The organism is Curtobacterium pusillum (genome assembly GCF_013359865.1).
In the GTDB taxonomy this organism is placed as follows: Bacteria; Actinomycetota; Actinomycetes; order Actinomycetales; family Microbacteriaceae; genus Curtobacterium; species Curtobacterium pusillum.
The window spans coordinates 40,399-66,788 of the sequence record NZ_JABMCE010000075.1 but is presented as its reverse complement, the minus strand read 5'-3'; the positions used below and the strand labels follow the sequence as shown (position 1 = coordinate 66,788).

Annotated in this window: 21 protein-coding genes and 1 pseudogene; 7 read left to right on the top strand and 15 right to left on the bottom strand. The window is 71.4% G+C overall.

What is annotated here, in order from left to right; translation table 11 throughout:
* Nucleotides 1–126: 126 nt before the first annotated feature.
* The 4 genes from HP507_RS09425 to aroA all read right to left on the bottom strand — a co-directional run bounded on the left by HP507_RS09425 (nucleotide 127) and on the right by aroA (nucleotide 7,526).
* Nucleotides 127–2,259: an oxidoreductase gene (locus HP507_RS09425; RefSeq protein WP_175351529.1), complete on the bottom strand. Its 2,133-nt coding sequence runs from the start codon at nucleotides 2,257–2,259 to the stop codon at nucleotides 127–129.
* Nucleotides 2,260–2,263: 4 nt separating this feature from the next.
* On the bottom strand, nucleotides 2,264–3,112 hold the full coding sequence (locus HP507_RS09420; protein ID WP_175351528.1) for an SDR family oxidoreductase: 849 nt from the start codon (nucleotides 3,110–3,112) through the stop codon (nucleotides 2,264–2,266).
* A gap of 95 nt (nucleotides 3,113–3,207) precedes the next feature.
* Complete coding sequence (locus HP507_RS09415; protein WP_175351527.1) at nucleotides 3,208–4,368, bottom strand: acyl-CoA dehydrogenase family protein; 1,161 nt, start codon at nucleotides 4,366–4,368, stop codon at nucleotides 3,208–3,210.
* 5 nt (nucleotides 4,369–4,373) lie between these two features.
* Nucleotides 4,374–7,526, bottom strand: coding sequence for a 3-phosphoshikimate 1-carboxyvinyltransferase (gene aroA / locus HP507_RS09410; protein ID WP_175351526.1), 3,153 nt, complete (start codon nucleotides 7,524–7,526; stop codon nucleotides 4,374–4,376).
* A 118-nt stretch (nucleotides 7,527–7,644) separates the two neighbouring features.
* On the opposite strand from aroA, the gene HP507_RS09405 reads away from it, so the two are divergent.
* A complete protein-coding gene (locus HP507_RS09405; RefSeq protein WP_217508647.1) occupies nucleotides 7,645–8,784 on the top strand; it encodes a glutamate--cysteine ligase in 1,140 nt (379 codons plus the stop codon).
* A gap of 73 nt (nucleotides 8,785–8,857) precedes the next feature.
* Here HP507_RS09405 and ffh read toward each other — a convergent pair whose 3' ends face one another.
* A complete protein-coding gene (ffh, locus tag HP507_RS09400; RefSeq protein ID WP_175351524.1) occupies nucleotides 8,858–10,414 on the bottom strand; it encodes a signal recognition particle protein in 1,557 nt (518 codons plus the stop codon).
* A gap of 200 nt (nucleotides 10,415–10,614) precedes the next feature.
* On the opposite strand from ffh, the pseudogene lipB reads away from it, so the two are divergent.
* The 3 genes and pseudogenes from lipB to lipA all read left to right on the top strand — a co-directional run.
* Nucleotides 10,615–10,950 (top strand): annotated as a pseudogene (lipB, locus tag HP507_RS18550) (lipoyl(octanoyl) transferase LipB); the annotation flags it as partial.
* A complete protein-coding gene (locus HP507_RS18545) occupies nucleotides 10,908–11,300 on the top strand; it encodes a lipoyl protein ligase domain-containing protein (RefSeq protein ID WP_376984343.1) in 393 nt (130 codons plus the stop codon). The pseudogene lipB and the gene HP507_RS18545, both read left to right, overlap by 43 nt.
* Nucleotides 11,297–12,280 carry a lipoyl synthase gene (lipA, locus tag HP507_RS09390; RefSeq protein WP_175351523.1) on the top strand — a complete coding sequence of 328 codons (984 nt, stop codon included), beginning with the start codon at nucleotides 11,297–11,299 and terminating at the stop codon, nucleotides 12,278–12,280. The genes HP507_RS18545 and lipA overlap by 4 nt, the downstream gene beginning before the upstream one ends.
* Before the next feature lie 197 nt (nucleotides 12,281–12,477).
* Here the strand turns inward: lipA and HP507_RS09385 are convergent, their stop codons facing one another.
* Nucleotides 12,478–12,636 (bottom strand): hypothetical protein, encoded by a 159-nt coding sequence (locus HP507_RS09385; RefSeq protein ID WP_175351522.1) that lies wholly within the window; start codon nucleotides 12,634–12,636, stop codon nucleotides 12,478–12,480.
* Between the two features lie 80 nt (nucleotides 12,637–12,716).
* Nucleotides 12,717–13,586, bottom strand: coding sequence for a signal recognition particle-docking protein FtsY (gene ftsY / locus HP507_RS09380; protein WP_175351521.1), 870 nt, complete (start codon nucleotides 13,584–13,586; stop codon nucleotides 12,717–12,719).
* Nucleotides 13,587–13,790: 204 nt separating this feature from the next.
* Between ftsY and HP507_RS09375 the strand changes: the two genes are divergently transcribed.
* Nucleotides 13,791–14,816 (top strand): TerC family protein, encoded by a 1,026-nt coding sequence (locus tag HP507_RS09375; RefSeq protein ID WP_175351520.1) that lies wholly within the window; start codon nucleotides 13,791–13,793, stop codon nucleotides 14,814–14,816.
* 10 nt (nucleotides 14,817–14,826) lie between these two features.
* Here HP507_RS09375 and HP507_RS09370 read toward each other — a convergent pair whose 3' ends face one another.
* The 7 genes from HP507_RS09370 to HP507_RS09340 all read right to left on the bottom strand — a co-directional run bounded on the left by HP507_RS09370 (nucleotide 14,827) and on the right by HP507_RS09340 (nucleotide 24,002).
* The gene (locus HP507_RS09370; RefSeq protein ID WP_175351519.1) at nucleotides 14,827–18,561 is read right to left on the bottom strand and encodes a chromosome segregation SMC family protein; all 3,735 of its coding nucleotides are present in this window, start codon (nucleotides 18,559–18,561) and stop codon (nucleotides 14,827–14,829) included.
* A gap of 33 nt (nucleotides 18,562–18,594) precedes the next feature.
* Entirely contained in the window at nucleotides 18,595–19,566 is a 972-nt protein-coding gene (mutM, locus tag HP507_RS09365; protein WP_175351518.1) for a bifunctional DNA-formamidopyrimidine glycosylase/DNA-(apurinic or apyrimidinic site) lyase, read from the bottom strand.
* A gap of 4 nt (nucleotides 19,567–19,570) precedes the next feature.
* A complete protein-coding gene (gene rnc, locus HP507_RS09360; protein ID WP_175351517.1) occupies nucleotides 19,571–20,296 on the bottom strand; it encodes a ribonuclease III in 726 nt (241 codons plus the stop codon).
* Between the two features lie 13 nt (nucleotides 20,297–20,309).
* Nucleotides 20,310–20,513 (bottom strand): 50S ribosomal protein L32, encoded by a 204-nt coding sequence (gene rpmF / locus HP507_RS09355; RefSeq protein ID WP_071292475.1) that lies wholly within the window; start codon nucleotides 20,511–20,513, stop codon nucleotides 20,310–20,312.
* Between the two features lie 47 nt (nucleotides 20,514–20,560).
* Nucleotides 20,561–21,139 carry a YceD family protein gene (locus tag HP507_RS09350; protein ID WP_333781352.1) on the bottom strand — a complete coding sequence of 193 codons (579 nt, stop codon included), beginning with the start codon at nucleotides 21,137–21,139 and terminating at the stop codon, nucleotides 20,561–20,563.
* A gap of 91 nt (nucleotides 21,140–21,230) precedes the next feature.
* Nucleotides 21,231–21,725, bottom strand: coding sequence for a pantetheine-phosphate adenylyltransferase (coaD, locus tag HP507_RS09345; protein WP_175351516.1), 495 nt, complete (start codon nucleotides 21,723–21,725; stop codon nucleotides 21,231–21,233).
* Between the two features lie 51 nt (nucleotides 21,726–21,776).
* Nucleotides 21,777–24,002 (bottom strand): ATP-dependent DNA helicase RecG, encoded by a 2,226-nt coding sequence (locus tag HP507_RS09340; protein WP_175351515.1) that lies wholly within the window; start codon nucleotides 24,000–24,002, stop codon nucleotides 21,777–21,779.
* A 96-nt stretch (nucleotides 24,003–24,098) separates the two neighbouring features.
* On the opposite strand from HP507_RS09340, the gene HP507_RS09335 reads away from it, so the two are divergent.
* Nucleotides 24,099–24,662, top strand: coding sequence for an RsmD family RNA methyltransferase (locus HP507_RS09335; RefSeq protein WP_175351514.1), 564 nt, complete (start codon nucleotides 24,099–24,101; stop codon nucleotides 24,660–24,662).
* 222 nt (nucleotides 24,663–24,884) lie between these two features.
* Here the strand turns inward: HP507_RS09335 and thiL are convergent, their stop codons facing one another.
* On the bottom strand, nucleotides 24,885–25,874 hold the full coding sequence (gene thiL / locus HP507_RS09330) for a thiamine-phosphate kinase (protein ID WP_175351513.1): 990 nt from the start codon (nucleotides 25,872–25,874) through the stop codon (nucleotides 24,885–24,887).
* A 24-nt stretch (nucleotides 25,875–25,898) separates the two neighbouring features.
* On the opposite strand from thiL, the gene HP507_RS09325 reads away from it, so the two are divergent.
* Nucleotides 25,899–26,384 (top strand): DUF3515 family protein, encoded by a 486-nt coding sequence (locus tag HP507_RS09325; RefSeq protein ID WP_175351512.1) that lies wholly within the window; start codon nucleotides 25,899–25,901, stop codon nucleotides 26,382–26,384.
* Nucleotides 26,385–26,390: the final 6 nt, after the last annotated feature.

Genomic DNA, 26,390 nt, shown 5'->3' with positions numbered 1-26,390 from the left:
GGGCGTGGGGGCACACACGGTGGAAGCTCGATGAGAACGTGATCCGCTGGATAGAGGGTCGAGCGGACACGATTCGACCGTTCATTCTTGCAGGTTTCCGAGCGAGAAGCGAGTCGGGACGCGCCGCTACGGCGCGAGTCGCCGCACCGCCTCGAGCGCTTCGGACGTCGCGCGGACCGCGTCGACGCTCCGGGCGTCCCGGGCACCGCCCACGACGGCGTACGGCACGCCGGCTGCCTGGAGGCCCGGCTCGAGTCCGTCGGCCGGCCCCGCGGCCGCCTCGGCACCGGTCCCGAGCGCTCGCTCCTGCCCGGCGCAGACGACGACGTGGTCAGCGGGGACCGGCCGCTCCTCGCCGTGCTCGTCGCGGATCCAGAGCACGCCGGGTTCGATCCGCAGGTACTCCCGCACCCCGCCGACCATGTGCACGCCGGCGTCCCGGAGCCGGCCGATCGCGACCCAGCGGGAGGTGATGCCGATCCCCTGCCCGAACTTGCCCGAACGGCGGAGCACGGTGACGTCACCGCCGGGTCGGAGCGTGCGGGTCGCCGCCGGGAGCCGCTGCGGCACGTCGCCGACGACCGCCTCGGACACGTCGAGGTCCCAGCGGGCGGCGAACTCGGTCGCGCGCAGGGCCTCGTCCGGGGACTCGGTCAGGAAGGCGGCGGTGTCGACGCCGATGCCCCCGCCGCCGATGATCGCGACGGTGCCCTCGGGGACCCCCTCGCGGAGCGCCTGCTCGTAGGACCGGACGTGCGGAAGCGAAGCGCCGGGGATGTCGACCGCACGCGGCACGACCCCGGGGGCGAGCACGACGGCGTCGCTCGAGGTCAGGTCGTCGGCGGTGGCGGCCCGACCGAGGTGGATGGTCGCGCCGCGCTCCTCGAGCTCGGCGCGGGCGGACCGGACCGTCGCGGCGTAGTCCTCCTTGCCGGGCACGAGCGCGGCGAGGTCGAACTGTCCGCCGAGCCGGTCGGACGCCTCCCAGAGGGTCACGGTGTGGCCCCGACGTGCGGCGTCCACGGCCGCGGCGAGTCCGGCGGGGCCGCCACCGACGACGTCGACCCGTTTCGGGGACGTCGTCGGGCGAGCGGGGAACGCCACCTCGCGGGCGGCGCGGGGGTTCACCAGGCACGACACCGGCTGGCCGATGATCGAACGGTCGAGGCAGGCCTGGTTGCAGCCGATGCAGGTGTTGACGAGGTCGAAGGCGCCGTCGAGCGACCGGTTCACGATCGCGGGGTCGGCCAGGAACGGGCGGGCGAGGGCGACGGCGTCGATGGTTCCGTCGGCGAGGACGGCCTCGCCGTCGCGCAGGTCGGTCATCCGGTTGGAGGCGATCACGCGCACGTCCGGGTGCTCCGAGGCACGCACGACGCCGGCGATCCGTGACGCGTACGCCAACCAGGCGCCGTGCGGCACGGCCGCCTGCACGGTCGGGGTGCGGGACTCGTGCCAGCCGATCCCGACCGAGATGCCGTCGAGCCCGAGCGGCAGCAGGTCGTGCACGAGGGCGTCGACCTCGTCGTCGGTGGTCGACCCCGGCATGAGGTCCGCGCCGGAGAGCCGGATCGTCACGGCGAGGTCGGGCACGGCCGCGCGGACCGCCGCCACGACCGACACCGCGAAGCGACGACGACGTTCCGGCGAGCCGCCCCACTCGTCGTCGCGGAGGTTCGTCAGCGGCGACTGGAACTGGTTGATGAGGTAGCCCTCGGACGCCATGATCTCGACGCCGTCGAACCCGATGGCGGCGGCGGACCGGGCGGCCGCCGCGAAGTCCTCGATCGTCCGCTCGATCTCCGCCGCGGTGAGCTCGACCGGGACCACGCCCCGAGCGGCGGACCACGGCAGCGGTGACGGGGCGACGGCCCGCTGCGGTTCCCCGTGCCGGTCCACCATCCCGTCCACGAGCGCGTACCGGCCGGCGTGGAAGAGCTGCGCGAGGATGGTGCCGCCCTCCTCGTGCACGGCGTCGACCGCGACCCGGAAGCGCTCGTCCGCTCCCCCGACGCCGAACACGGCGAAGTCGGGGCCGCCCCTGGCCTCGTCGCTGACGGCGATGCCGCCCGTGATGATGCACGCGGCACCGCCGGCCGCACGCTCGCGGTAGAACGCCGCCATGCCGGCCCCGCCGTCGTCGTGCACCTCGAGCCCGGTGTGCATCGACCCCATGACCACCCGGTTGGGAAGGGTCAGCGGGCCCAGCGTCCAGGGCGAGGAGACGACGGCGAGGTCCGGGACGGCGACGGTGCTCATGCCCCTACTCTGCCGCGTCGACAGCCGTGTCCGCGGGAGCGGGCAGCACCGCGTCACGCAGCGGCGACGTCGTGTCGGCCCAGTACGGCGGCGCGATGACGGTCAGGCCGCCGTCGACCGACAGGGTCTGCCCCGTGATGTACGACGCCTTGTCCGAGAGCAGGAAGTCGACCGCGTCCGCCATGTCGTCCGCGGTGCCCGGACGCTGCAGCGGCAGCTTCTCGATCACGGTCTGCATCGGCGCCTGCCCGGCGACCTTCGTGTAGAAGTACTCGAGCGAGTCGGTGTCGATGAGTCCGCCGTTGACGGCGTTGACCGTGATCTGACGCGGGCCGAACTCGACCGCCATGTACTTCGTGTAGGCCTCGCTCATGGCCTTCGCAGCACCGAGCGCGGCGTAGGTCGGGAACGCGCGGAGCGATCCGTACGAGGTGACGACGACGATGCGGCCGCCGTTGTCCATGAGCTCGGCGGCGCGCTGGGCTCCGAGGACGAACGAACGGGCGTTGGTCGCGTAGCTGCGGTCGAGGTGGTGCAGCTTGAGTTCCTTGACCGGCTTGAACGCGCTCGCAGCGGCGTTCGCGACGAAGTAGTCGAGACGGCCGTAGGTGTCGCGCACCAGGTCGAACAGTGCGTCGATCGACTCCGGCTGCTCGATGTCGACCTGCGCCGTGATGCCGTCGCCGCCGGCCGCCTTGACGTCGGCGAGCGACTCCTCGGCCAGGTCGGCGTTGCCCTTGTACGTCACGACGACGGTGACGCCGCGCTGGCCGAGCTTCTGCGCGAGCAGGCGGCCGATGCCGCGCGAGGCGCCCGTGATGAGCGCGATGGGAGCCGTGGTGGAGTCGGTCACGTCAGTCCTTCTGGGTTGCGTTTCGTGCGTGGATGACGGACTGGAGGCACGGGGCAGGCCCGCACCGCGCCTCCAGGCCGCGTGTCTGGTTGCGTCTAGAACCCGGCCTGGCCGGTCACGACTGCGCGGCCGACGACCAGCTTCTGGATCTCGTTCGTGCCCTCCTCGAAGCGCTGCGCACGGGCGTCGCGGTACACGCGCTCGATGGCGTTGCGCTTCCAGTAGCCCTGTCCGCCGTGCACCTGCAGAGCCTTGTCGGTGACGCGGGCGAGCATGTCGACCGCGACCATCTTCGAGGCGCTGGACAGCGTGCCGGCGTCCGCACGGTCCTCCTCGTAGGCGCGGGCGGCCTCGAGCACGAGGGCGCGCGCGGCGGCGATGTCGGCGTAGTTCTCGGCCAGGTAGAACTGGATCGCCTGTCGGCTCGACAGCTTCTTGCCGAACGTCTCGCGCGTGTTCGCGTACTCCACGGCGAGCTCGTTGGCACGCTCGGCGAGACCGACGGCGCTCATGGCGACCGACACGCGGCTCGGCAGGAGGAATCCGCCGAGGGCGACCTCGAGACCCTGTCCCTCCTCACCCAGACGGGCGGAGGCCGGGATCGGGGTGTCCGTGAACCGGAGGATCGCGTGGTCGGTGCCGCGGATGCCCATCGTGTCCGAGTCGTCGATCACCTCGGCGCCCGGCAGCCCGGTGTTCGGCATCAGGAACGCGATCGTGCCGTCCTGCCCCGCGGTGCCCTCGAGCCGGGCGGCGATGAGCCAGTAGTCGCACTTGACGCCGAACGTGATGAGGTGCTTCTCGCCGTTCATCACGTACGTGTCACCCTCGCGACGGACGGTCGTGCGGATGTCCGCGCCGGTCCCGGCCGTGGCCTCGGTGAGCGTGAACGCAACGAGCGCGTCGCCGGCCACGCTCGGCTTCACGACCTGCTCGATCTGCTCCGGCGTCGCGTACGGCTGCATCGCGCGCCAGGTGCCGTTGATCACGTGCACGAGCATGCGGATCGACGCGTGCGAGCGGGAGACGATCTCCATGATCTCGAGGTAGCGCGAGAACGGGATGCCCCGTCCGCCGAGCTCGGCCGGCGCCGCGAGGCCGAGCCATCCCCGGTCCTTGAGCTCCTGGAAGAGCTCGGGCGCGACCTGTCCGGTGCGCTCGATCTCCTCCGCCCACTCCTCGCCACGGCCGCGCACCCACTCGGTGACTTCGGTCTTGAGCTGCTGGAAGGCGGCCTCGTCGAAGGTCGTCGTCATCGTGTTCAGTTCTCCTTCGTCGCGACGAGCGCGGCAGCCTGCTCCCGCAGGACGTTCTTCTGGACCTTGCCGACCGCGTTGCGGGGCAGTTCGTCGATGTACTCGAGCCGCTCCGGCCAGTAGTACTTGGACACGTTCGCCTGCTCGAGGTACTGCTGCATGGCGGTGAAGTCGAGCGGCTCGTCCCTCCGGGCCGACACGACGAAGGCGCAGGCGCGCTCGCCGAGCCGGGCATCCGGCATCGCGACGATCGCCACGTCGGTGACGAGCGGGTGCTGGTAGAGCAGGTTCTCGATCTCGACGACGGGGATCTTCTCGCCGCCGCGGTTGATGACGTCCTTGACGCGCCCGGTGATCGAGAGGAATCCCTTGTCGGACACCTTCGCGAGGTCGCCCGTGCGGTACCAGCCGTCCTCGGTGAAGACGTCGTCGGTGAGGTCCGGGCGGTCGAGGTAGCCGTCGAACATCGTCGGCGAGAACAGCTCGAAGTTGCCCTCGGTGTCCGCCGGGAGTTCGTGGCCCTCGTCGTCGACGATGCGGATCGTGATGCCCGGCAGCGCGCGGCCGTCGTGCCCGTAGGCGTCCGCCGGGTCGTCGCTCGGGCTGGACAGCGCGCCGAGGCAGGTCTCGCTCGTACCGAACGCCCCGAGGATCGCGCTGCCGAGCACCGTGCTCGCCCGCTGCGCGAGGGCACGCGGCACCGCGGCGCCGGTCGGGACGAAGATGCGCAGGCTCTCCGGTGCCGGGGCGCCGGCCTCGACCAGGTCGACCAGGTCGGTGAGGAACGGCGTCGCGCACTGCACGAACGTCGCCTTCGCGGCGCCGAACGCCTGCTCGAGGGCCACGGTGCCGTCCCACACGGGCTGGATGACCTGCGGTGCACCGAGGCGGAACGCCAGGAGCATGCCGTACAGGAACCCGGTCTGGTGGGCGAGCGGCGACGGGATGTAGATCCGGTCCTCGCTCCTCAGGCCGGACTGCGCCACGTGCATCGCGGTCGCGAGGCCGAGGGTCCGGTGCGGGTGCTGCACGCCCTTCGGCTCACCGGTGGTTCCGGAGGTGAAGAGGAGCTGGCAGACGTCGTCCGGGCCGGGAGCGTGGGAACGGATCTGGTCGACGTCCACCTGCACGGAGTCGAGCGCCGTGTCGAAGTAGCGCCAGTTCCACTCGCTCGCGGCGAAGCGATCGGCGGCGTCCGCGGGCAGCGGCGGCTGGTTCGTCGGGCTGTCGACCTGGCCGCGGGCCTCGGCGCGGAGCACGACGACGTGCTCGACCGACAGCCGGCGCTTCTGCGCCTTCGCCTCGTCGATGACGTCGAGGAGCTCGAGCGCCGGGCGACGCTTCCGGAAGACGTTCGGCAGGAACACGACGCGGGCGCGGGACCGGGCGAGGGTCATCGTCGTCTCACGGGGCCCGAACACCGGCATGATCGGGGTCGCGACGGCGCCGATCTGGACGGCGCCGAGCGTGATCGACACGAACTCGCGCCAGTTCGGCAGCTGCATCGCGACGGACTCGCCCCTGCGGACACCGAGCTCGAGGAGCAGCGCCGAGACCTCGTCGGCCTCGTCCTGCAGTTCCTTCCACGTGGTCTCCACGGATTCCGGGCCGCCGACCTCGATCACGGCGAGGCCGTCCGGGTCCGTCTCCGACAGCGTGCGGACCTTCTCGCTGAGGACGAGCGGGTCGGCGTCGACACCGGCGAGCTCGGGCAGCGCACCCGTCGTCGTGGCCTGCTCCTCGCCGAGGTCCGTGCTCTCCGCTGCGGCCTCCGCCGCGTCGATCCGGTCGTCACGAGCGACCTGGGCGGCGAGGGCGTCGCCGACCTCCATGTCCAGTCCGACGGAGTTCATCGCCTCGAGGAACGTCGGGTACGAGATCCGGTAGGCGCGCGGGTAGGTGAGCGAGGACACGCCCTCGGCCTTGGACGCGGCGACCGCGAGCGACATGAGCACGCGGTGGTCGTTGAACGACGACATCGGGGAGCCGTGCAGCTCACCGGGTGCGACACCCGTCACGCGGAGCTCGTCGGCGCCCTGCTCGGCCCGGCCGCCCATCCGGTTGAGCTGCAGCATCGCCGCCACGCGGTCGGACTCCTTCAACCGGATGTGCGCCACGTTCCAGAGCCGGGTCGTGCCCTCGGCGAAGGTCGCCATCGTGGACAGGATCGGCAGCAGGTCCGGGATCGGCTGGCAGTCGATGTCGAGGGGCTTGAGCGGGGAGCCGTCGTGCTCGATGCGCACGAAGCCGGTCTCCTCGTCGATCCGCATCGGGACGCCCATCGCCGTGGCGAGATCGAGGAACTCGCTCTCCGGGTGGTCGGTCTCCGCGGTGGTGAAGGCCGTCATGCCCCGCAGCAGCACGTTCGACTCGCGGATGCCCGCCGCGGCGATGCCGAACGCGGCCGAGCCGATGTCCGGCGGGATGACGTAGTCGTGCGGAGTGGCCTGCTGGTTCGCCGGTATCCGGTACTCGAGCCAGTCGTCGGACACCTCGACCGTGAGTCCGAACTGCCGCATCATGCGGACCGTCAGCTCGACGTACGGCTGCTCGTTGAGCCGACCCCCGGTGATGTGGATGCGGGTCTCCTGCTCGGCGAACGGCGCCACGAGGAGCAGCCCCGAGATCCACTGCGACAGGGTGCCGGCGATCTGGACGTCGCCGCCGCGCGGTCGCTTCGGCTGCACCGTCACGGGCGGGCAGTCGTTCGTCGCCTCGAGCTCGATGCCCATCTGCGTCAGCGAGGTGAGCAGCGCCTTGATCGGGCGACGCTGGAAGTACTTCATGCCCGACAGGGTCATCGGCTTGTCCGCCAGGGACGCCAGACCCGTCATGAAGTACAGCGTCGTGCCGGACGACCCCATGTTGAGGATGCCGTCCGCTCCGCGGGAACCGTGGTCCACCACGTCGGTCGCCTCGTACCGCCCACCGAGACCGGTGACGTGGTATTCGTTCCCGCGCCGCTTGACGTCGACACCGAGGGCACGGAGGGTGCCAACGGTCCATTCGACCTGCCTGGTCGCGCTGATGCCGGAGACGATGCTCGTCCCCTTCGCCAGCGACGCGAGCACCAGCGCGCGGTGCGCGTGGTACTTCGAGACCGGGATGTCGAGTTCTCCGACGAGCGGTGCGGACGTGCCGCGCACGACCAGCTGCATGCGTACCTCTTCCGTGTTGGGCGTCTCTACGGTACGCCCGGTGTGCATCCACTGTGAATCGGATACGCACGACCGGGAGCGCCGTTCCTTGTGCGTGTCCGACAACGCGGCGGGCAGGATGTACAGCATGGACATCCGCTTCACCGAGTCCCGACCGTCGACCATCGGCGTCGAGTGGGAGCTCCCGCTGGTCGATCGGGACACCGGCGACCTCACGCCGCGTGCGCCCGCTGTCATCTCCGCCGTGCAGGAGCGTCTCGGCGATCACGACCGGGTGACCGAGGAGCTCCTGACGAACACGGTGGAGGTCGTCAGCAGCGTGCACTCGCGCGTGGAGGACGCGACGAGGGAGCTGTCCGGCATCATCGGCGAGGTCGTCGACGCCGCGGAAACGCTCGACGCGCAGGTGATGTGCGCGGGTACCCACCCCTTCGCGGTGTGGGACCAGCAGGAGATCACCCCGGACAGCGAGCACTACACGACCCTCATCGACCGGACCCGGTGGTGGGGACGGCAGATGCTCATCTGGGGCGTCCATGTCCACGTCGGCATCGACGACCGCGACAAGGCCCTGCCGATCCTCGGTGCGATGCTCGCCTACGTCCCGCACCTGCAGGCGTTCACCGCGTCGAGCCCGTTCTGGGCCGGCATCGACACCGGGTACGCCTCGAACCGCGCACTCATGTTCCAGCAGCTCCCCACCGGCGGACTCCCGCCGGCGCTCGGCGCGTGGGCGAACTTCGAGGAGGTCGTGGACGACCTCACCCGCACCGGCGTCATCGAAGGGTTCAAGGACCTCCGCTGGGACATCCGGCCGTCACCCGGGTGGGGCACGCTCGAGAACCGCGTCTCCGACGGCATCTCGACGCTGCACGAGGTCGGCGCGGTCACCGCACTCGTCCAGTGCCTCGTCACCGCGATGTCCGACCGGCTCGACGCCGGCGAGACCCTGCCGACCATGCAGCCCTGGTTCATCCGCGAGAACAAGTGGCGGGCCGCCCGGTACGGGATGGAGGCCGAGATCATCACGAACGCCGCCGGCGACGAACGGCTCGTGACCGACGAGGTGCACGACCTGGTCCACCGACTCGATCCCGTGGCGGAACGCCTCGGCTGCCAGGAGGAACTGCACCACCTCGACACGATGATCGCCGACGGCGCGTCGTACCAGCGGCAGCTGCAGGTCGCGCAGGAGAACGGCGGCGACCTGCGCGCGGTCGTCCGCCACCTGGTCACGGAACTGCGGGAGTCGCTCTAGACGCACGCTGCACACGATGGAGGCGCGGTGCCAGCCGGCACCGCGCCTCCCGTCCGACGATCGGTCGGTCTGTCTACCGACCCAGGAACTTCTGCAGGCTCGCGAGCTCTTCCTCGGTCGGCGCCTTGCCGCCCTTGGCGCCGCCGCCGAGCCCGAGGCCGGACCCCTTCGGCGCCTGCTGCGGAGCGGCCGCGGCACCGGCGGCGAGCGCCGCGCGCTTCGCCGGGTTGCCGACCTTGGACTTCTTCTTGCCGCCGCCCTGCTGCTGCTTCTTACCGCCGTGCATGCCGGGGATCGGGCCCATGCCGGGCATCTGCGGCACGCCGCCGCGGGCGACGGTCTTCATCATCTTCGCGGCCTGCTCGAAGCGGCTCACGAGGGCGTTGACCTCGGTCACGGTCGAACCGGCACCCTTCGCGATGCGGAGGCGGCGCGAGCCGTTGAGGAGCTTCGGGAGCTCACGCTCCTGCGGGGTCATCGACTGGATGATCGCTTCCGTGCGGACGATCTCGCGCTCGTCGAAGTTGTCGAGCGCCTCGCGCATGCCCTTGGCGCCCGGGAGCATGCCGAGCATGCCCTTGATCGAGCCGGCCTTGCGGAGCTGCTGCATCTGCTCGAGGAAGTCGTTGAGCGTGAACGAGTCGCTCGCGATCTTCTCGGCGACCTTGCGCGCTTCGTCCTCGTCGAAGGCGGACTGCGCCTGCTCGATGAGGGAGAGGATGTCGCCGAGGTCGAGGATGCGGCTCGCCATGCGGTCCGGGTGGAACGGCTCGAAGTCGTCGAGGCCCTCACCCGTGGAGGCGAACATGATCGGGCGGCCGGTCACGCTGGCGACGGACAGTGCCGCACCACCGCGGGCGTCACCGTCGAGCTTCGACAGGACCACGCCGGTGAAGTCGACGCCTTCCTGGAAGGCACGTGCGGTGGCGACGGCGTCCTGACCGATCATCGCGTCGATGACGAACAGGACCTCGTCCGGGTCGACCGCCTTGCGGATGTTCGCGGCCTGCTTCATGAGCTCGGCGTCGACGCCGAGACGACCGGCGGTGTCCACGATGACGGTGTCGTACTGCTGGTCGACCGCGGCCTTGATCGCGTTCTTGGCGACCTTGACCGGGTCGCCGACGCCGTTGCCCGGCTCGGGCGCGAAGACGTGCACGCCGGCCTGCTCGCCGACGACCTGCAGCTGCTGGACGGCGTTCGGACGCTGGAGGTCCGCCGCGACGAGCATCGGCGTGTGGCCGTCCTTCTTGAGCCACTTGCCGAGCTTGCCCGCGAGGGTGGTCTTACCGGCACCCTGCAGACCCGCGAGCATGATGACCGTCGGCGGTCGCTTCGCGAACTCGAGGCGGCGCTGCTGCCCGCCGAGGATGCCGACGAGCTCCTCGTTGACGATCTGGACGACCTGCTGCGCCGGGTTGAGCGCGCGGTTGACCTCGTCGGAGAGGGCGCGCTCGCGCACCGCAGCGGTGAACGCCTTGACGACCTCGAGCGCGACGTCGGCGTCGAGGAGCGCCCGCCGAATCTCGCGGACGGTGCCGTCGACGTCGGACGGAGTCAGCCGACCCTTGCTCCGCAGGTTGCGGAAGGTCTCGGTCAGCCGATCGGAGAGTGAACCGAATTGCGCCATGATCCGTCGATTCTACAAGGCCCGCCACCGACGATCCGGACCGTTCACGAGGGTGCACACGGTTGGCGGTCGATCGCCGGCACCTGCCGTGGGCACGCGCGCTCTACCAGGACGAACTCCGGGCTGCGTCGTGGACGGACCTGCCACCGCTCTGACCATGTTGTTGGACGGAGTACACAAACTGTCGTAGCCTGGCGCGCATGCCAGCACTCGAGATCGTCCGACGTCCGGGTCTGCTCGACTACGCCGACGGACTCGCGCTGCAGCAGGACCTGCGCGCCGACGTCGTCGCGGGCCGCTCCCCCGGCGCGCTCGTCCTCTGCGAGCACCCGTCCGTGTACACCGCCGGGCGCCGGACCGAACCGTCCGACCTGCCGACGGACGGCTCCCCCGTGGTCGAGGTCGACCGCGGCGGACGGATCACCTGGCACGGACCGGGTCAGCTCGTCGCCTACCCGATCGTCCGACTCGCCGAACCGCTCGACGTCGTGGCGTGGGTGCGCGACCTCGAGCAGGTCATCCTCGACGTCGCTGCCGCGGTGGGCGTCCGCGCCGAGCGGGTCGAAGGGCGGAGCGGTGCCTGGTCCCCGGGACCGACGGCGCCCCGCACGCCAAGGTCGGCGCGATCGGACTGCACGTCGCCGAGGGCGTCACGAGCCACGGCATCGCGATCAACTGCGACAACGCGCTCGACGCCTACGCCGCGATCGTCCCGTGCGGCATCGCGGACGCCGGCGTCACCACACTCAGCCACGCCGCCGGACGGAACGTCACCGTCGACGAGGTCGCCGACGTCGTGGCCGACCGTGTCCGGGCCGCCGAGCACGGGATGCGGACCGGGAGACGGATCAGCAACGCCGCCGCACGACAGGAGACGCTCGTATGACCCTCGCCCCCGAAGGCCGCCGCATGCTCCGTGTCGAGGCCCGGAACGCCGAGACACCGATCGAGACGAAGCCCGCCTGGATCAAGACCCGCGCCACCCAGGGTCCGGAGTTCCGCGAGCTGTCCGGCCTGGTCCGCGAGAAGCAGCTGCACACCGTCTGCCAGGAGGCCGGCTGCCCGAACATCTTCGAGTGCTGGGAGGACCGCGAGGCCACGTTCCTGATCGGCGGCTCGCAGTGCACCCGCCGCTGCGACTTCTGCCAGATCGACACCGGCCGCCCCGAACCGCTCGACCGCGACGAGCCCCGCCGAGTCGCGGACTCGGTCGTGTCGATGGGTCTCAAGTACGCGACCGTGACGGGTGTCGCCCGCGACGACCTCGACGACGGCGGAGCCTGGCTCTACGCCGAGACCATCCGTGCGATCCACGAGCACTCCCCCGGCACCGGCGTGGAGATCCTGGTGCCGGACTTCAACGGCCGGCCCGACCAGCTCGGCCAGGTTTTCGAGGCCCGCCCCGAGGTCTTCGCCCACAACGTCGAGACCGTCCCGCGGATCTTCAAGCGCATCCGTCCGGCGTTCCGCTTCGAACGTTCGCTCGACGTCCTCACGCAGGGCCGGGACGCGGGGCTCGTGACCAAGTCCAACCTCATCCTCGGCATGGGCGAGGAGCGCGGCGAGGTCGAGGACGCCCTGCAGCGCTTGTTCGACGCCGGCACCGACATCATCACGCTGACGCAGTACCTCCGCCCGTCGCCGAGGCACCTGCCGGTCGCGCGCTGGGTCAAGCCGGAGGAGTTCGTCGAGCTGCGCGAGGTCGCGGAGCGGATGGGCTTCGCGGGCGTGCTCACCGGGCCCCTCGTCCGCTCGTCGTACCGTGCGGGCCGGCTGTGGGCCCGCGCGATGGTCGCGCGCGGCGACTCCGTCCCGGAGCACCTGTCGCACCTGTTGGACGCAGCACCGGGCCGCCAGGCGGTCTGACGGCCGCGGTCGATCGGCGGACCGGCTCTCGCGGAAGCGACACAATCCCGCGGTGGTCCCGCCGGTTTCTGTCGCTTTCGCGGCGCACACGGCGGGCCGATCCGTGATTCGTCGCTTTCGCGATTCCACCGGACCCATGACGGACGGGAGGCGCGGTGCCAGCCGGCACCGCGCCTCCCGTCCGTCAGGTGGTGCGTCTACGCGCGACCGCGGATGCTCCTGAGCAGCCAGCCGATGACGGCGAGCAGGATGAGCACGATCCCGATCCAGAGCAGGAACTTCAGGGCACCGACGAAGATGCCGCTGAAGAGCAGGACGAGACCGACGATGATCGCGATGATCAGCAGGGCGGGCATGGCAACTCCTTCTTGGTGAGCAGTACGGCACGGACGGTACACCGATTGCTCAGCGCGCGTTCAGCGCGCTGTCAGACCGTTCAGCCGACGAGGTTCTGCACGAACACGTGCGGCGTGAAGCCGGTGAGGTCGTTGATGCCCTCGCCCTGCCCGATGAGCTTGATCGGGATGCCGGTCTTCTCCTGCACGCTGAGCACGAACCCCGCCTTGGCGGAGCCGTCGAGCTTGGTGATGACGAGCCCGGTGACCCCGGCACCCTCGATGAACGCCTGCGCCTGTGCGAGACCGTTCTGCCCGGTCGTCGCGTCGAGGACGAGCAGGACCTCGGCGATCTCGGTCTGCTTCTCGACCACGCGCTTGATCTTCGACAGCTCGTCCATGAGCCCGGCCTTGGTGTGCAGCCGACCGGCCGTGTCGATGACGACGATCTCGGTGCCCTCGCGGATGGCCTTCTCGACCGTCTGGTACGCCACCGACGCCGGGTCCTGCCCGGGCTGCGACGGACGGACGACGTCGACGCCGGCACGCTCGGCCCAGGTCGCGACCTGCTCGACGGCGGCCGCGCGGAAGGTGTCCGCCGCGCCGACGACGACGGTGCGGTCGTAGGTCTTGAGGAACTTCGCGAACTTGCCGATCGTGGTGGTCTTGCCGACGCCGTTCACCCCGACGACGAGCACGACGGCCGGCCGGTTGCTGAGCTTGAGGGTGGTGTCGAGCTTCGAGAGCCGCTCCTCGAGCACCTCGCGGAGCATGCGCTGCAGGTCGGCGGGGTCGGTCGTGCCGTACCGGTCGACGCGGGCGTGCAGGTCCTCGATGATCTCCTCGGAGATGTCGGGCCCGAAGTCGGCGCCGATGAGCGCCGTCTCGAGGTCGTCCCACGTGGTCTCGTCGATCGTCTTGCGCTGGAACAGCCCGCGCAGCCGGGAGGACAGTGACCAGGAACTCGCCATGCTCCCAGCTTAGAGCGCGGCGGGTGTGCGCTGTGCCCGGTATGCTCGTCCACACGAAGGGGAGTATTCCTCCTCGGCGACCTCGTCAGTACGGCCCGGGACGATCCGGATCCGGGGCGCCGGTCGGTTCCCGCACTCGCAGTGGACCGGCGGAAGAGACCTTCAGGCATCGGCGTACCCGGTACGCCCCCTGAAGGGAACTCGATGGACGTCCATCTCTCCGTCTGGCTCATCACCATCGCCGGCATCCTGGCGCTGCTGGTGTTCGACTTCTTCTCGCACGTCCGCACGCCGCACGTCCCGCACATCCGCGAGTCCGCGTTCTGGTCCGTGGTGTACATCGCGCTCGCCGTCGCGTTCGGTGTCGGCGTCTGGGTGTTCGGCGGGCACCAGGCCGGCGGCGAGTACTTCGCCGGGTGGCTCACCGAGAAGGCGCTCTCGGTCGACAACCTCTTCGTCTTCCTCATCATCATGACGAGCTTCGCCGTGCCGAAGGAGTTCCAGCAGAAGGTGCTCCTCGTCGGCGTCGCGATCGCCCTCGCCGCGCGTGGCGTGTTCATCGCGCTCGGCGTCACGATCATCGACAACTTCTCGTGGGTGTTCTACCTGTTCGGTGCGCTGCTGTTCTGGCTGGCGTGGTCCCAGGCACGGGGTGGGAACGAGCACGACGCGGAAGAGGGCGATTCCCGCCTCATCCGGCTCCTCCGACGCATGATCCCGACCTCGAAGGAGTACGACGGCGACCGGCTGACCACCAGGGTCGACGGCAAGCGGCTGTTCACGCCGATGCTGCTCGTCATGGTCGCGATCGGCCTCACCGACGTGCTGTTCGCGCTCGACTCGATCCCGGCGATCTTCGGCCTGACGCAGGACGCCTTCATCGTGTTCACCGCGAACGCGTTCTCGCTCCTCGGTCTGCGGCAGCTCTACTTCCTCATCGCGGGGCTGCTCGAGCGGCTCATCTACCTCGGCCAGGGGCTCGCCGTCATCCTCGGGTTCATCGGGGTGAAGCTCGTCTTCCACGCCATGCACGTCAACGAGCTGCCGTTCGTCAACGGTGGCGAGCACATCGAGTGGGCGCCCGAGATCCCGATCTGGTTCTCGCTGGGCTTCATCATGGCGACGATCGCCGTCGCCACGGTCGCCTCGCTGGTGGTGTCGAACCGGCGGCAGAAGCGGGGCCTGACCCCGACGGGCTCGCAGCGCACGGTCGAGGCGGACGCCGACTAACGCCCCGGCGCTACGCGACGGCCTCGGCCGGCTCGCGCTTCTGCACCCGCTGCCCGACGACGGCCGACACCCCGTCCTGCCGCATCGACACCCCGTACAGGGCGTCGGCGATCTCCATCGTGCGCTTCTGGTGCGTGATCACGATGAGCTGCGAGGACGCGCGGAGCCGTTCGAACACGGTGAGCAGCCGCCCGAGGTTGGCGTCGTCGAGCGCCGCCTCGACCTCGTCCATGATGTAGAACGGCGACGGACGGGCGGTGAAGATCGCCACGAGCAGCGCCACGGCGGCCAGGGAGCGCTCGCCACCGGACAGCAGGGTGAGCCGGTCGATCTTCTTGCCGGCGGGCTTCACCTGCACCTCGATGCCCGTGTTCAGCAGGTCGTCCGGGTTCGTCAACGCGATCGACCCCGAACCGCCCGGGAACAGGATCGGGAAGATGACGTCGAACGCCTCCTTCGTGTCGGAGAACGCGGACTCGAAGATCGTCTGCATCTTGGTGTCGAGCTCGTCGATGATGGTCATGAGGTCGGTGCGGGTCTTCTGCAGGTCCTCGAGTTGCTCGGCGAGGAACGCGTGCCGCTGCTCGAGCGCCTGGAACTCCTCGAGCGCGAGCGGGTTCACCTTGCCGAGCTGGCCGAGGTCGCGCTCGGCGGCCTTGAGGCGGCGCTCCTGCTCGGCCCGGTCGTACGGCACGGTCTCGACGTCGGCCGGGTCCACCTCGTCGGTGGAGTCGAACTCGGGCAGGGCGGGCCCGCCGGGCAGGGTGGATTCGGCGTCGACGAGCTCGGGGGCGTCGACGTCGACGTCGGGGTCGGTCTCCACGTCGGTCTCGCCGTCGAGCGTGTCGTCCTGGTGCTCCCGTTCGGCGGCCGCACGGGCACGCTCGGCCTCGCGGTGCTTCCGCGCGAGGACCCGCGGGTCGACCAGGACGTCGACGGGCACCGGAACGTGCGGCCCGTACTCGGCGACGAGCACGGCCTCGACCAGCCCGAGTTCGCTCTGCGCCCGGTCGAGCACCCCGGACACGTGCAGCTTCTTCTCGTAGATCTCCATCTCGAGCGAGTGCACTCCGTCGGTGATGGTCTGCAGCCGGTCCCGGAGCTCGCGCTCCTCGTTCCGGATGGTCTGCAGTTCGGTGTTCCGTTTCGACCGCTCGGACTCCTCGGTCGCGAGCTGCACGCGCGCCTCGGCGAGCGACCGGTCCACCGCGCCGAGCAGCCCCGGCAGGTCGGCGAGCACGCCCTCGGCCACCGCGATCTGCCCCCGGCGGATGACCGCGAGGCGCGCGGCTTCCTCGGCTGCGGCACGTTCGGCCTCGAGCTGCCGCTCCAGCTGGTCGGCACGGGTCCGCTCGGCCCGCACCCGCTCGCGCACGGTCTCGACCTGGATGCGCTGCTCGATCTCGGCCGCACGGGCGGCCTCGAGCGCCTCCTGCAGGGCTGGGCGTTCCGACGCGTCGACGACGGGCCGCGGGCGCTCGCTGAACTCGCGGTGCGTCCGCTCGGCGGCCGCGAGGGCGTCCTCGGCGGCCTCGACCGCGCCGTCGGTCTCGGCGAGGGCTGCCCGGAGCCGCTCGACCTCGGCCGCGGCGTTCTCCACCTTCGCCCGCGTGGAGGCGCTGGTCCGGTCGTACTCGGCCTTCGCCCGTGCGTAGGCGCGCGATGCGGCGTCGGCATCGTCCGCCCCGCGGCGCGCGTCCTCGACGGCGGTGCGAGCGGCCTGGAGGCGCGTGGCCGCGTCCTCGGCGTCGCGCGCGATCGCGTCGCGTCGGGTCACGGCGTCGTCGCGCTCCGCGACGAGTTCGATGCGCGAGGTCACGCGCTCCCCGCCGCCGGTGACGCGGACGGCGCGGACGAGGTCACCGGACCGCGTCACCACCGTGGCGTGCGGGGCGGCGGCGAGCACCGCCTCCAGGTCGACGTCATCCGTCTCCGCGACCAGCGTGTCCCGCAGGATCGCGGCGATGGCGCTCGGTCCCTGCACGAGGTCGAGCGCGCGGCGCACGCCGCTGGGCAGACGTTCGGGCAGGTCGGTGGCCGGGGCCGCCGCGTCGGCGACGACGACGTCGATGCGGCCGATGTCCTCGGCGCGGGCGTGCGCGACGGCGTCGAGCGCGACCGACCGGTCGTCGGCGAGGACGGCGTCCGCGAGCCCGTCGAGGGCGACCGCGACGGCGCCCTCGAAACCGGGCGTGACCGTCAGGCTGTCGGCGAGACGGCCGACGATGCCTGCGCGCCCCGCGTCGATGAGCGCCTGCGAACCGTCGCGGACGTCGATGGACATGCCGAGCGCGGCGACGCGGGCGTCGAGCGCGTCCCGTTCACGCTCGAGGGCGTGCAACCGGTCACGGTGCTCGTCGCGAGCGGTCTGCGCTGCCTCCTGCTGCTCGCGCGCGGACTCCAGCGCGGCGGACAGTGCCGCTTCATCGACGCCCTCGGACGGGTCGGTGCCGAGTTCGGCGAGGGCGGCCACCGCCCGCTCGGAACGCTCGCGCGCCTCGGTGAGCGCGCGCTCGCGGCGCTCCCGGTCGGCGACCGCGGAGCCCCGCTTCGACCGTGCGACGTCGACGGCGGACGCGAGCCGCTGCACCTCGAGGTCGTGCTGCGAGACGAGGGCGGCCTGGGCGGCGATCCGCTCGTCGAGGGCGTCGAGGGCCGCCCGGGCCTCCTGCACGCGCTGCGCGGCGGCCGCGGTCCCTCCGGTCATCTCGGCGGCCTGCGCCTGGAGCCGGTCGGCCTCGTTCCGGACGCCCTGCACCTGCTCGGGCGTGATCGTCGGCCCCTGCTGCGGAGCGTCGGCCTGCTGCGCGAGGAACATCAAACGTTGGTTCGCCAGGCTGGACAGCCCGCGGAGCCGCTCCTGCACGCTCTCCAGCCGGTGCACGACCGTCCGTGCGCGGTCGACGTCGTCGCCGACCATGCTCTGCTCGACGTGCTGCTGCCGGGCGCGGGTCTGGTCGAGGCGCTCCTGGAGGACGATGCGCTCGGACTTGCGGCCCGCCTCGACCTCCTGGTGCTCGTGCAGCTCGCGGCGCAGACGGACGACGTCGTCGGCGAGGATACGGGCCTTGGCGTCACGGGCCACCGCGGCGACCGACTGGGCCTTGCGGGCGACCTCGGCCTGACGACCGAGGGGCTTCAGCTGGCGCCGGATCTCGCCGGCGAGGTCGGACAGGCGGGTCAGGTTCGTCTGCATCGCCTCGAGCTTGCGGAGGGTCTTCTCCTTGCGCCGGCGGTGCTTGAGGATCCCCGCGGCCTCCTCGATGAAGCCGCGACGGTCCTCGGGGGTGGCGTGCAGGACCTTGTCGAGCTGCCCCTGGCCGACGATGACGTGCATCTCCCGCCCGAGACCGGTGTCGCTCAGGAGTTCCTGGACGTCGAGCAGGCGGCAGTTCTCACCGTTGATCGCGTACTCGCTCCCGCCGTTGCGGAACAGCGTGCGTGAGATCGTCACCTCGGAGTACTCGATCGGCAGCAGCCCGTCGGAGTTGTCGATCGTGAGGAGCACCTGGGCGCGGCCGAGCGGACCGCGCGTCGAGGTGCCCGCGAAGATGACGTCCTCCATCTTGCCGCCGCGGAGGGTCTTCGCGCCCTGCTCCCCCATGACCCAGGCGAGGGCATCGACCACGTTGGACTTGCCCGAGCCGTTCGGCCCGACGATGCACGTCACGCCGGGCTCGAACGCGAACGTGGTCGGTTGCGCGAAGGACTTGAACCCCTTGATGGTCAGGCTCTTCAAGTACATGCGGGTCTCCGGGGTGGTCGGTTGGGCGTCAGGCTAACGCCTGCGCGGCCGCGGAGCGGGCTGGCACACGGGGCAACGGTGGCTGGACCGGTTCATGAACGCCTCGCGCACGATCGTCGTCCCGCACCGCGGACACGGCTTCCCCTGCTGCCCGTACACGCTCAGGCGTTGCGAGAAGTACCCCGACTGGCCGTTCACGTTCACGTACTGCGCGTCGAAGCTCGTCCCACCGTCCTCCAGCGCGCGGCCCAGGACGAGTCGGACCTCGTCCAGGAGTCCGCGGAGCTCGCTGCGGCCCAGCCGATCCGCCGGGCGGTCGTGGTGGAGCTTCGCGGCCCACAGCGACTCGTCGGCGTAGATGTTCCCGATGCCGCTCACCACGCCCTGGTCGAGCAGCACACGCTTGATCCCGCTCGACCGCTTCCGCGCCATCGCGATGAACCGGTCGTCGTCGAACGCGGGGTCGAGCGGATCGCGGGCGATGTGCGACACCTGCTTCGGGATGCTCCGGCGCCACGCGGCGTCGGGGTCCGTGTCGTCCACGTGCCCGGCGGACCCCGCGGGAGCGCCGTCCACCGTCGGGACCATCTCGTCGATCGCCATCGAACCGAACGTGCGCTGGTCGACGAACTCGAGCTCGACCGGTGGCTCCGGGGCTCCGTCGCGGTCGGTGCCAGCGGGCTGCACCTCGAGGAGGATGCGGCGGTGCTTGGCGGCTTCGCGTCCGCGCCCGAGCAGGATCTGCCCGCTCATGCCGAGGTGGGCGACGAGCGCCTCGGGCCGATCGCCCTCGCGGGCCGGCTGCAGCGGGAACCACATGAACTTGCCACGACGGACCGCGGCGGCGATGGTGCGTCCGGTGAGCCGCTCGGCGAAGTCCTCGGCCGGGCCGTCGTGCCGGGTGAGCGCGCGGTCGTCCACGACGTCCACGTGCAGGACGCGCGCGCCGCTGACGGCCGGTTCGAGGCCGGCGCGGACGACCTCGACCTCGGGGAGTTCGGGCACGCGGTCAGGCCGCCCGGCCGGAGAGCCGGGTCCACGCCTCGAGCGCAGCGGCCATCTCGGCGGTCTTCTTGCTCGACCCCCTCCCGGTCGAGACGTCCTCGCCCTGCAGTACGACGGTCGCGTGGAAGGTCTTGTCGTGATCGGGACCGGCCTCGGTCACGCGGTAGGACGGGTTGCCCAGCGAGAGGCTCGACGCGAGCTCCTGCAGGCTCGTCTTCGGGTCCATCGCGGCGCCGAAGCGGTCCGGGTCGATGAGCAGCGGCTCGACCAGCCGGAGCACGAGCGCTGTCGCCGGATCCGGGCCGGCGGACAGGTACGTCGCGCCGATGACGGCCTCGACCGTGTCGGCGAGGATCGACGACTTGTTCCGGCCGCCGGTCTGCTCCTCGCCCTTCCCGAGCCGGAGGTACTCGCCAAGCCCGATCATCCGGGCGATCTCGGCGAGGGCGACCGTCGAGACGAGGCTGGCGCGCCGCTTGGCGAGGTCGCCTTCGTCGAGGTCGGGGAAGGACCGGTAGAGCTTCACGGTCACGGCCTGGCCGAGGATGGAGTCCCCGAGGAACTCGAGACGTTCGTTGTGCCCGATGCCGCCGTGCTCGTACGCGTACGAGCGGTGCGTGAGGGCGAGCTGGAGCAGCTCGAGGTCGATGTCGGCCCCGAGGATGCCCTGCAGACGAACGACGTCCGGCCCCACGGGGCGGGACCCCGTGGTGCCGGACGTCGCGGTCATGCGTTCGGTCCGATCAGACGTCGGCGACCTTGCGGCCCTTGTACTCCATGTACAGGGGCGTGCCGGCCGAGTCCTCGACGACCTTGGCGCGGTGCGGGAGGCTGTAGGTGACCTTGCCACCCTCGATCGTCTTCACGAGCTGGACCGGAGCGGCCTTCCACTGCGAACGACGGGCGTGCGTGTTGGCACGGGACTGCTTGCGCTTGGGAACGGCCATGGTGGTTCTCTTTCGGTTGGTCGGTGGTCAGTGGCGAGGGGCGGCGGTCAGTCGGCCTGTTCGGCGTCGGACCGCTCCTGACCCTCGGTGGTCTGGGGCGTGGTCGTGCTGGCTTCGTCGGTGGTCTCGCCGCCGCTGTCCGCGTCGTCGAGGGTGAGTCCGCTCAGGGCTGCCCACCGGGGGTCCAGGACCTCGTGAGCGCGCTGCTCGCCGATGTCGGCCAGTCGCTCGCCCGTCACCGGGTCGAGGCCTGGGCAGTCCGGTCGGCAGACCGGCTGGAACGGCAGCGCCAGCACCACCGCATCTCGAACGACCTGTTCACAATCCACGAGGTCATCGTGAACGAAGAAGTCGAAATCCTCCGAGGCATCATACGCGAACAGCTCGGCGAAATCGACCTCGACGGGTTCGCTGATCTCGATCAGGCAGCGCGAGCACTCCCCCTCGGCCTCGGCCGAGGCGTGGCCGGAGACGAGGACGCCCTCGTGCAGGCCCTCGAGCCGCACGTCGATGTGCATCGTCGCGCCCTGGCGGACAGCGATGACGCCGGCCCCCATCGCGTCCGGCACCGTGATGTCGAGCGAGTGCTCGCGCATCTCGCCCGGCCGGTGCGCGAGGTCGCGCACGCGCAGGGCGTAGGGGCTGTTCACGTGGGAAGACACGATCGACAAGCCTACAGCGCTCCGGCCCGTGAGTCGAGGCGGTGGACGGGCGTGTTCAACGTCCGGTGTGCTCGTGGAGCGCGGCCGCCACGACCGCGGGCACGTACGGGGCCACGTCGCCGCCGAGGGACGCGACCTGCCGGATGAGCGAGCTCGACACGTGCGCGCGCGACGCTTCCGGCAGCAGGAACACCGTCTCGACGTCCGCGAGGTGCCGGTTCATGATCGCCATCGGGGTCTCGTACGCCACGTCCTCGCCGGAGCGGACGCCCTTCACCAGGACCTTCGCGCCGACCTGCCGGCAGTAGTCGACGAGCAGCCCGGAGGTCCACTCCCCGACCCGCACGTTGTCGGGCAGGCCCGTCTCGACGAGCGATTCCTCGATGAGCCGGACCCGGTCGACGGCGTCGAACATCGCGGGCTTCTTGTCGGGGTTGTGCACGACGAGCACGTGCACCTCGTCGAACAGCCCCGCGGCTCGGCCGATCACGTCGAGGTGCCCGAGGGTCACGGGATCGAACGAACCGGGAACCACCGCGATCTGCGCCATGCGATGACGATACCGAGTCGTCCGTGCGAGTTCCCGACGTCGGCGCGGCGGTCAGTTCTTGCCGAGGAACGCCGCGTCGGACTCGTCGAGGCGGCGGGCCAGGGCTTCGCGCAGCGCCGGGTGCCCCTCGAGCTGCGGGTCGGGCTCGAGGATGCGCTCGGCTTCCTCGCGCGCGTCGACGATGAGGTCGGCGTGCTCGACGACGCGCAGCAGGTTGAGCGACGACCGGCCGCCCGACTGCCGTTCGCCGAGGACGTCGCCCTCGCGCCGGAGCTCGAGGTCGACGCGGGCGAGTTCGAACCCGTCGTCCGAGGCCGACACCGCGTCCACCCGCTCTCGGGACGTCGTCTCGAGCTCGGCAGCGGTGACGAGGAGGCACACGCCGGCGTACTGGCCGCGACCGATGCGCCCGCGGAGCTGGTGCAGCTGCGAGACGCCGAACCGGTCGGCGTCGAGGACCGCCATCATCGACGCGTTCGGCACGTCGACGCCAACCTCGATCACGGTGGTCGCGACCAGGACGTCGACGCCGCCGGCGGCGAACGACGTCATGACGCGGTCCTTCTCCTCCGCCGTCATGCGGCCGTGCAGGACCTCGATCCGGCGCCCCCCGAGCACGGGCATCGCGCGCATCCGCTCGGCCGTCGCAAGCACGGTGGCGGGCGCACGCTTCGGAACGTCGTCGTCGGACTCGGGATCGGGTTCGCCGTCGTCCTCGGCGTGGGCGTCGTCGATCGCCGGGCAGACCACGAACGCCTGCCGGCCGGCGCTGAGCTCCTCGGCCATGCGGGTCCAGATGCGGGATTCCCACCCCGGGTGCTCGGCGAGGCCGACGGTGAAGGTCTCCACGCCGGCCCGACCCGAGGGCAGCCCGGTGATCGTCGAGACGTCGAGGTCGCCGAAGACCGTCATCGCCACCGTGCGCGGGATCGGCGTCGCCGTGAGGACGAGCACGTGCGGCGGTGTCGCGCCCTTCGTGCGGAGGGCCTCGCGCTGCTCCACGCCGAAGCGGTGCTGCTCGTCGACGACCACGAGCCCGAGCTCGGCGAAGTCCACGCGGTCGCCGAGGAGCGCGTGCGTACCGACGACGAGCCGCGAACTGCCGGACGCCGCGGCGAGCAGGGCCCGGCGGCGTTCGTCGGTCGACTGGGAGCCGGTGAGGATCACGGGGCGGAGTTCCGCCGCGAGGTCCGGCCCGAGGAACTTCACGATCGACCGGAGGTGCTGCGCCGCGAGCACCTCGGTCGGGGCGATCAGCGCGGACTGGCCGCCGGACTCCGCGACCGTGAGCATCGCCCGGATCGCCACGAGGGTCTTGCCGGACCCGACCTCGCCCTGCACGAGGCGGTGCATCGGCCAGTCCCCCGCCAGGTCGTGGGCGATCTCGGCGCCGACCGACTGCTGGTCGTCGGTGAGGGTGAACGGCAGGGTGGCGTCGAACCGTTCGAGGATGCCGCCGGGCGAGGCGGAGCGGGGCGTGGCGGCCGTGGCCCGGGCGGCGATGCGGCGCTGCACCAGGGCGGTCTGCAGCACGAACGCCTCGCGGTAACGGAGGGCGTCCTGCGCGCGCTTGAAGTCGGCGACCTTCTCGGGGCGGTGCAGGAGCTCGAGGGCGCGCCGGAACGGCACGAGGTCGAGCCGCGCGCGGACCGGACCGGGGATCGGGTCCGGCAGGTCGGGCAGGGTGTCGAGGACGATGCCGATCGACTTCGCGATCTGCCACGACGAGAGGGTCGAGGTCGCCGGGTAGATCGGGATCGGCTGGCGCGACCAGCGGATCGCTTCCTCGTCCCCGGGGTCGGCCGTCGCGCGGGGGTCGTCGCGGTCGAAGAGCTCGTAGTCGGGGTGCGCCAGCTGCCGGGCGCCCCGGTAGTCGCTGACCTTGCCGGCGAAGATGCCGCGGGCACCGGGCACGAGGTCCTTCGTGCGCCAGCCTTGGTTGAAGAACGTCAGCGTCAGCAGGCCCTTGCCGTCGCCGATCTTCGCTTCGAGGATCGACCCGCGTCGGGCACGCATCGTCCGTTCCCGCACGTCGACGACCTCGGCCACGATCGTCACCGACTCGCCGATCGCGAGCGAGTCGAGCGCCGTCAGGGCGCCGCGCTCGGCGTAGCGCCGGGGTGCGTGCTCGAGGAACTCCCCGACCGTGCGGTACCCGAACGCCTTCTCGATGGCGCTCGCCGTCCGGCCGCCGAGGACGTTCGCCAGCCGCGCGTCGAGCGGCGCGGGACCGAGGTCCGGCGCCGCCGGCTCGGTTGTCGTTCCGGTCGTGACCACACGTCAACGGTACCCGGCGGGACCGACGTGCCCCGTGCCTCCAGGCCGGCCTGTGGACGACTCCTGGAGCGTCCGACGGCCCGCTACGGTGGCTGCATGACCCGCATCATCGCCGGCGCCGCCGGTTCCACCACGCTCCGGGTGCCGAAGTCCGGCACGCGGCCGACGAGCGACCGGGTGCGCGAGGCGCTGTTCTCGTCGCTGGAGGCACGGGGGCTCGTGGACGACACGTCGGTGGCGGACCTCTACGCGGGGACCGGTGCCCTCGGGCTCGAGGCGGCGTCCCGCGGCGCGGTCGAGGTCGTGCTCGTCGACCGCGCATCCGCCGCGGCGCAGGCCTGTCGGGCGAACGCCCGGGCGGTTCAGCAGCGTGTGCCCGGCGTGCGGATCGACGTGCATCCGCAGCCCGTGCTCGGGTACCTGCGCGGCACCGTGCGGACGTTCGACCTGGTGTTCATCGACCCGCCGTACGACGTCACGGAGCACGAGCTCGCCGAGGTGCTCGAGGCCCTCGTGCCGCGGTTGACGACGGCCGCCGTGGTGATCGTGGAGCGGAGCAAGCGTTCCCCCGAGCCCGCGTGGCCCGACCGCCTCGAGCCGTTCAGCAAGCGCAGCTACGGAGAGACCGTGGCGTGGGAGGCCGTGGTCGCCGCCGCGTAGTCCGTCCCGTGTCGTGACGTCCGCGCAGGCACGCGGTTCACGACACCGCACTGGTCGATCGACGCACGAGATGTCGAACGATGCACACGCACCGAGGGCGTGTGCATGTTCCGACACCCCACCGGTCGATCGACACGTGGAACGTCGCAGGATGCTCACGCACGAACTGCCTGGAGGCACGGATCGCGTCCGGCCGACGCGTCGCCACGTCAGGGGCTCGGGTCAGCCGGCGGCACCGTCCCAGTCGGCGTAGGGGTCCCAGCCGGTGGTCGGCACCGGTGTGGTGCCGTGCACGAGGTAGGCCTCGGAGCGGTCGCGCACGACGCCGATCCGGCGGAATCCCCCGGGCAGCGCCGAGTCCGCGGGGAACGTCGCGAGCAGCCCGTGGTCCTCGCCGCCGTGCAGCGCGATGTCGTCGAGGTCCGCCTCGAGCGACAGCGTGACACCACTGGCGCGGGCGAGCCGACCGGCGTCGATCGCCAGGCCGTCGGACAGGTCGAGCATGGCCGTGGCGCCGGCTCCGGCGGCGAGGGGGCCGTCGGCGATCGGCGGTACCGGGCGCCGCTGCCGTGCGACGTCGGGGTCCCCGTCCGCCCCGCTCGCGACGGCCGCCGCGCGGGAGGGTTCCCCGTGCTCGTCGACGCCCTCGCGGAACAGCCGCGTGAGACCGCGAGCGGCGGCTCCGAGCTCGCCGGACACCGCCAGGACGTCGCCCGGTCGGGCGCCCGAGCGGACGACCGGTGCCCGACCCTCGAGGTCGCCGAACGCCGTCACCGAGACCGTGAACGTCGCCGAGGTCGACAGGTCGCCACCGACGACGCCGCACGTGGGCGCGAGGGCGTCCACGGCCACCCGCACGCCGTCGGCGAAGGACTCGAGCACCGCGACCGGGGTGCCCTGCGGCGCCGCCAGGGCGATGACCAGCCCGGTCGGCACCGCCCCCATCGCCGCGACGTCCGAGAGGTTCGTCGCGACGGCCTTCCAGCCGACGTCCTCGGGCGAGGACCACGCCCAGCGGAAGTCCGGGCCGTGCACCATCATGTCGGTCGTCACGACGAACCGGCCGTCCGGCGCGGACACCACCGCGCAGTCGTCCCCGGGGCCGAGGACCGGCGTCCCGGCCGGGAGCCGTCGCACGATGCGGTCGAGGACGGCGAGTTCGCCGAGGTCCCCCACGGTCGGTCCGGCCCAGGCGTCGTACGTCGCGTCCACACGAGAACGGTAGCCTGGACACCGATGGACACCGTGCGCCGCCCCTCCCGGAAGATCGCGATCGCCGGCGTCGTGATCGCCCTCGCGGCGGGACTGACCGGGTGCACGAACGCCGTGGCGATGTCGCCGGCGCCGTCCGCGAACGCCGCCGCGTGCGCCGCAGCACAGGTCCGGCTGCCGGCCGCGGTCGACACGAAGTTCGACCTCCGGAACACGAACGCGCAGTCGACCGCCGCGTGGGGCGACCCCGAGGTGGCGCTGTACCACTGCGGCGTGGCCGTGCCGACGGTGTCGGACCTGCCCTGCTTCTCGTTGAGCGGGGTCGACTGGATCCGCGACGACCGCGGCAAGCGGATCATCTACACGACGTTCGGTCGGTCTCCGGCGGTGCAGGTCGTCATCGACTCGACGAAGACCACGAACCAGGTCGTGCAGGACGTCACCGACGCGGTCTCGACCCTGCCGAAGGACGGCCACGAGTGCCTCGACGCGTCCCAGGTGCAGGGCTGAGCAGCG

Excerpts from the sequence above, each read along its gene's own strand:
- aroA (WP_175351526.1), bottom strand. The coding sequence starts at position 7,526 with ATGCAGCTGGTCGTGCGCGGCACGTCCGCACCGCTCGTCGGAGAACTC.
- HP507_RS09425 (WP_175351529.1), bottom strand. The coding sequence starts at position 2,259 with ATGAGCACCGTCGCCGTCCCGGACCTCGCCGTCGTCTCCTCGCCCTGG.
- ffh (WP_175351524.1), bottom strand. The coding sequence starts at position 10,414 with ATGGCGCAATTCGGTTCACTCTCCGATCGGCTGACCGAGACCTTCCGC.
- HP507_RS09375 (WP_175351520.1), top strand. The coding sequence starts at position 13,791 with ATGGACGTCCATCTCTCCGTCTGGCTCATCACCATCGCCGGCATCCTG.
- ftsY (WP_175351521.1), bottom strand. The coding sequence starts at position 13,586 with ATGGCGAGTTCCTGGTCACTGTCCTCCCGGCTGCGCGGGCTGTTCCAG.
- HP507_RS09385 (WP_175351522.1), bottom strand. The coding sequence starts at position 12,636 with ATGCCCGCCCTGCTGATCATCGCGATCATCGTCGGTCTCGTCCTGCTC.
- HP507_RS09370 (WP_175351519.1), bottom strand. The coding sequence starts at position 18,561 with ATGTACTTGAAGAGCCTGACCATCAAGGGGTTCAAGTCCTTCGCGCAA.
- HP507_RS09415 (WP_175351527.1), bottom strand. The coding sequence starts at position 4,368 with ATGACGACGACCTTCGACGAGGCCGCCTTCCAGCAGCTCAAGACCGAA.
- rnc (WP_175351517.1), bottom strand. The coding sequence starts at position 20,296 with ATGACCGCGACGTCCGGCACCACGGGGTCCCGCCCCGTGGGGCCGGAC.
- HP507_RS09405 (WP_217508647.1), top strand. The coding sequence starts at position 7,645 with ATGTACAGCATGGACATCCGCTTCACCGAGTCCCGACCGTCGACCATC.
- lipA (WP_175351523.1), top strand. The coding sequence starts at position 11,297 with ATGACCCTCGCCCCCGAAGGCCGCCGCATGCTCCGTGTCGAGGCCCGG.
- rpmF (WP_071292475.1), bottom strand. The coding sequence starts at position 20,513 with ATGGCCGTTCCCAAGCGCAAGCAGTCCCGTGCCAACACGCACGCCCGT.
- coaD (WP_175351516.1), bottom strand. The coding sequence starts at position 21,725 with ATGGCGCAGATCGCGGTGGTTCCCGGTTCGTTCGATCCCGTGACCCTC.
- HP507_RS09325 (WP_175351512.1), top strand. The coding sequence starts at position 25,899 with ATGGACACCGTGCGCCGCCCCTCCCGGAAGATCGCGATCGCCGGCGTC.
- HP507_RS09335 (WP_175351514.1), top strand. The coding sequence starts at position 24,099 with ATGACCCGCATCATCGCCGGCGCCGCCGGTTCCACCACGCTCCGGGTG.